Source organism: Acinetobacter sp. YK3, assembly GCF_001729365.1.
Classification (GTDB): Bacteria; Pseudomonadota; Gammaproteobacteria; order Pseudomonadales; family Moraxellaceae; genus Acinetobacter; species Acinetobacter vivianii.
Window position 1 is genome coordinate 1 of sequence record NZ_LZPJ01000135.1, and the last position, 4,991, is coordinate 4,991.

The window sequence follows — 4,991 nt, forward strand, 5'->3', positions numbered from 1 at the left end:
TTACCTGCGGCAGTATTGTTACGTCCTAAAGCAACTGCACCATTACCATTGGCATTGTTCGGATCACCAATCGCAACGGCACCATCACCACGCGCCACCTGATCACGACCAATTGCAACGGCACCACCTTCTGAAGAAGCAGCATTGGCACTGGTTGCGCCAGAACCCATCGCCACGTTCTGACCTGTGTCGCCTGTAGTTACACCATGACCAATCGCGATATTGTCAGTTGTGCCACTTGAAGTTGCAGCATCACGACCGATTACAATGTCATTTTCGCCTTGTGCTTGAGCGCCATCACCGACTGCAACACTCGAATCACCGTTTGCCTTGGCCTCATTACCAAATGCAGCAGACCGCACACCTCTTGCTTCTACCAGTGAACCAAAAGCACTGGAGCGCTCCCCACTCGCAATTGCATAGGCACCTGTCACTGTCGCACCATTCGCCGATGCTTCAGCAAGATAACCCACTGCGGTCGACGCTGTTCCTGTCGCTTTTGCACCATCACTTATTGCAGTCGCTGCAAGCCCAGAAGCCACACTGTCTTGACCGAGTGCAATGGTGTTTTTATTTTCGGCAAGTGCACCACTACCTATTGCAATTGCAGTATAAGCAGTACCATTTTCAGTTACACCTTGTGCATAGGCACCGCGACCGATTGCAATATCACTATCACCTGCTGCCTGAGCATTCTCACCAACGGCTATCGTAGATTTACCTGTCGCTCTAGCTTTTGCACCTGTCGCGATCGCATTCAGTCCACTCGCTTCTGCCTTATGGCCTAAAGCTAGCGCACCTACCGCTGAGGCTTTAGACTGAACACCAACAGCTGTCGTATTTGCTTCTGATGCATTCGCAGAGTCACCTAAAGCAACAGCACTTTCACCCGCAGCATTTGCAAGATTACCACTGGCCAATGCATATGTCCCTGTTGCTTCAGCCAAATTACCATATGCGCTAGAAAAGTCAGCAGTTGCCTTGGCACGATTACCACTTGCGGTTGACTGCAAACCTGAAGCTTCTGAAAAGTTACCATAAGCACTAGAGAATTCACCTGTTGCTTTAGCTGAATTCCCTGCTGCGATTGCATTTCGCGCAGAAGCCTCTGAGAAATTACCAAATGCACTTGAGAACTCTCCACTCGCTTTGGCTGAATTACCCACTGCCATTGCATTTCGAGCAGAAGCCTCCGCAAAGTTACCCACCGCACCAGCAAAATTTGCCGTTGCTTTAGCCGTATTACCTAAAGCTAGAGCATCGTCTCCTTCTGCTCGTGCTCCACGTCCAACAGCAGTAGCCGATAAATTATTATTTCCTTTCGCATACGCATCGGAACCGACTGCGACATCACCATTACCTTCGGCTGTTGCGTTATGCCCTAGCGCAACCGACTTATCACCAGAAGCTCTTGCACGTCCTGCTATGGCTACAGACTGATTTCCCGTTGCTTGTGCACCAGAGGCGCGGTCATTCGACAATCCATCCGACCCCATCGCCACACTACCCGTTCCACTGGCTTGCGACCACGGTCCAACTGCTGTTGACAGGGCTCCTGATGCTTGTGCCCTCATTCCATAAGCAGCCGACCTTTCTGCTGCTTCAGCAGCAAAGCCCATAGCCGTTGCCCCTCTACCTGTCGTTTTCGCAAAGGATCCTACAGCTGTTACACCATTATACCCCCCACCATCAGCATTACAGCCGACGATATTACTCCATGTACCACTGCCATCTTTAGGAGCACTATCACTAGGATGTGTAATACCGTCAGGACCAGTTCCACCTTTTGATGCGCAATTACTCGTTCCCCCATTCCCAGTAAAGGTTGCAGCAGAAGTCAATTGAACCGTAGTTACACCCAAAAAGAATGCACTGGTTACGCCCAATACTTGAAGGGTTCGTTTGACGGTGGTGACATCATCAATGTCTAGTAAAGCTATATTCTGAATATTCTGTTCGGTTTGATCTTGTAATTTAACCGTTGTACCAACATTGCGCTTTTTCGATACACCTCTGGCATGTTCTGAAACAACTGTCCATAAACATAGGCTCTTATTCCAAACTAAGCGATAGATCTTATTCATAATATGCACCTCTTCTCATAGAGCTTTTCTCGTGAAAGCCCTTCTTTAATAATGGTCTTTAAATTCAGCTCACCTAAGTTATTAAAAATACAAAGGGACCATTTATATGGATGTAATATCTGATTAGTCTTTCAAAAATTTAAATATTTCATTCTTAAAAAGTTAAATATAAAAATAAAAAATTCAGGATTATTTATAATTAAATTCAACAACTTAAAAATAAAACCTAATTCCCTTCGGGTATATCTCCGTATACCTAAAAGTTTATTTAACAAGCCATCTTTGATTTAAAATTGATGGCTATATTTAAAATAAAAAAAGGCGAACACATATTTAAATATCTGTTCGCCTACTTATTACCAGCTTACATTTACTCTGCGATTTGGAGCTAAACACTCAATGAGTTGATTATTTCGATTGGTCCCAGAACATTTTTGATACAGTTGTGTTTCACTATTGGCCTGTATACGAATACGCTCAGGCGCAACGCCGCTTTGTACTAATAAATTAGCCACCGTTTGCGCACGTTTTGATGAGAGCGTCTGGTTATAGCCAAAATTACCCAAGGTATCGGTATAGCCAGAAACCGTAACGGGGCTATCTGTTCTGTTAATTTGAGATGCCATGCGTGCAATATCGGCAGAACCAGGTTCAATTGATCTTGCATCCGAACGGTCAAAAGCAAAGAAGATGGCTCCTTCTTGTGGAATTGCAGCAGGTAACGGAACAGGTAAGGTCGATGGAACAACATTGTTTGCGCCCCATGCCATTAGCCCCTGACATTCTTCTCCTTTCCAAGATAAGCGTTCAGCAAAGCCTTTCTTGTCATAATCAATACGTAACTGGCAGCGTTTATAATCCTGTGTATTGGGTACACGAATATCCAGCACATAATTCCAGGTTTTTACGGCAAATATGCCCTCACTAAAATGGGGATGCCCAAGCAGATGGCGGAACTGGTCTTTATGCAGTCCCACATCCAAACGGGCAACGTCGTTATATTCATAACGTTTCACCTGTTTCAGATAGCTCTTGTTTATTTCTGGGAAGGTAATTTCCTGAGACTGTTCCAGCTCAACTTGAGCTTCCGTATTCGCCTGACTATTAAATGCAATGCCCGCAAGTGCAATCATCATTAAAGTTTGAATCTTATTCATATCTGTTCTCACTTCTTTATTGTTGGGAAGAAAGGAGAGCCTGATGGCCCTCCTCAAAGGTTTAGTCAATGATTGTGCTTACGCCAACACGGACGAGTGGACTATTCCCCTCACTTCCCATTGCTGCACCTGTAGTGAGTGACCAGCGACCATTGTCTGCGGTACGTCTAAACGTCACACCAATTGCACTTTGATCGTTGTAATAAGCAGCACCTGCAGCCATCGTTAACTTGCCTGGAATGTATGGTGCATTTTCAAGCGCGGCTGTTGCAGCAATACCCGCGGACATTCTGTCTTCCATTTTGTCCATACGTTTATTGGTGTCGTAGAAGGCTCTTTGCATTTGATCACCCAAGTTCGTCACACGGTCATCAATCGCACCCAACGCATCGCCAACATTGTTATAACTGCCACCTGCAACGTTGTAGCTCGGTCCTTTCCAGCCTTTCTCTGGGTCATAACCTGCTCCGCCGCCCAACGCAGCACCAACATCTTCATAGGATTGATGTAACTGGCCACCGTTGATCGCTTCTTGTGAGCCTTTCTCAATCCGTCCATCCGCAACACCTTTCACTTTCTTACCGCCAGCATTAATGCCATCGGTTGTCATGCTCGGGCCTTTTTCTCCGTTCGGACCTGTAACGCTCACACCGTCTCCTGTAATCGTCGTTGAACCGTTGTCTCCTTTGACATTAACCTGCCCAGCATTGACTTGATCAGCTTCAACTTCTTTCACCTTGATCTTTTCTGCTAAACCGACTTCGTAGTCTGTGCTGCCATCGGCATTCTGTTTGGTTTTCACGGTGACGTTCTCGTCACCTTCGCTCACTGTTGATTTCGCACCTTTGGCATCTTTCTTCACAGATGCTATCGCTTCATCAATGGTGTCATAGCCTGTTCCGCCAACATCTTTGGTGTTGATCGTGCCGTCTTCATTGACGGTAGTGTTGCCTCCAATTGCACCTTTAACACTGTCCATGATCTCGTCGACTTGACCGCCATTGATGGCATCTTTCGAGCCTTTTGCGATCTCACCGTCTTCGACACCTGTGATTTTCTTATCACCTGCATCAATGCCTTCTTTGGTCACACTTGGGCCACCTTCGATGTGTAAGCCATCACCATCGACTCGGGTATCGCCAGCTGTGATGCTGTCCACTTCCATATCTGGTGAGGTTGATACTTCGTAGTTGGTGCTGCCGTCATTATTGGTGCTTTCTTTCACCACAATGTTTTTGCCTTCACTCACCGTCGATTTGGCTTTTTCTGCTGCATCACGAACTGAGTCAATCGCATCATGAACGTTGTCTTTGCCTGTGTTACCCACATTGCCTGTCGTAATCGTGCCATCGTCATTGACTTTAGTATTGCCTCCGATTGCATCCCGAACGCTGTCCGATACGCCTCTGAGTTGTCCACCGTTAATCGCGTCTTGGGAATCCGCGGCAACTCGTCCTGCTGCGACACCACCAATCACGGTATTGCCTGCGTTAATGCCGCCTGCGGTAATGCTTGGTCCGATGTTGTTGCCCATTGGATCAACGAAGCTGAGGCCACCTTGGTTCAGAATCGTGCCATTACCGTCTTTGTCTTGAAGGGTGATGCCTTTGGCTCCGTATTCTGCTTCGTTACCTTCGCCATCTTTGACTTGGGTGCCTTTGGCAGTGAGTACGGTTTCGTTGCCTTCGTCATCGGTTGAGGTCACGCTGTCGAACTTCACGTCTTTGGCAGTGGCAACTTCATAGTTGGT

General features: G+C 46.8%; 3 protein-coding genes. All 3 read right to left on the reverse strand.

Annotation, left to right across the window (positions count from 1 at the left end):
• The coding region (locus A9Z07_RS16200) for an ESPR-type extended signal peptide-containing protein (RefSeq protein ID WP_264754298.1) at window positions 1-2,084 on the reverse strand (2,084 nt) is incomplete at its 3' end.
• Window positions 2,085-2,440: 356 nt separating this feature from the next.
• Entirely contained in the window at window positions 2,441-3,241 is an 801-nt protein-coding gene (gene tpgA, locus A9Z07_RS16205) for a trimeric autotransporter adhesin/peptidogylcan-associated protein TpgA (RefSeq protein ID WP_069579850.1), read from the reverse strand.
• 61 nt (window positions 3,242-3,302) lie between these two features.
• Window positions 3,303-4,991: YadA-like family protein (locus A9Z07_RS16210; RefSeq protein WP_171258996.1), on the reverse strand; the 1,689-nt coding region annotated here is incomplete at its 5' end.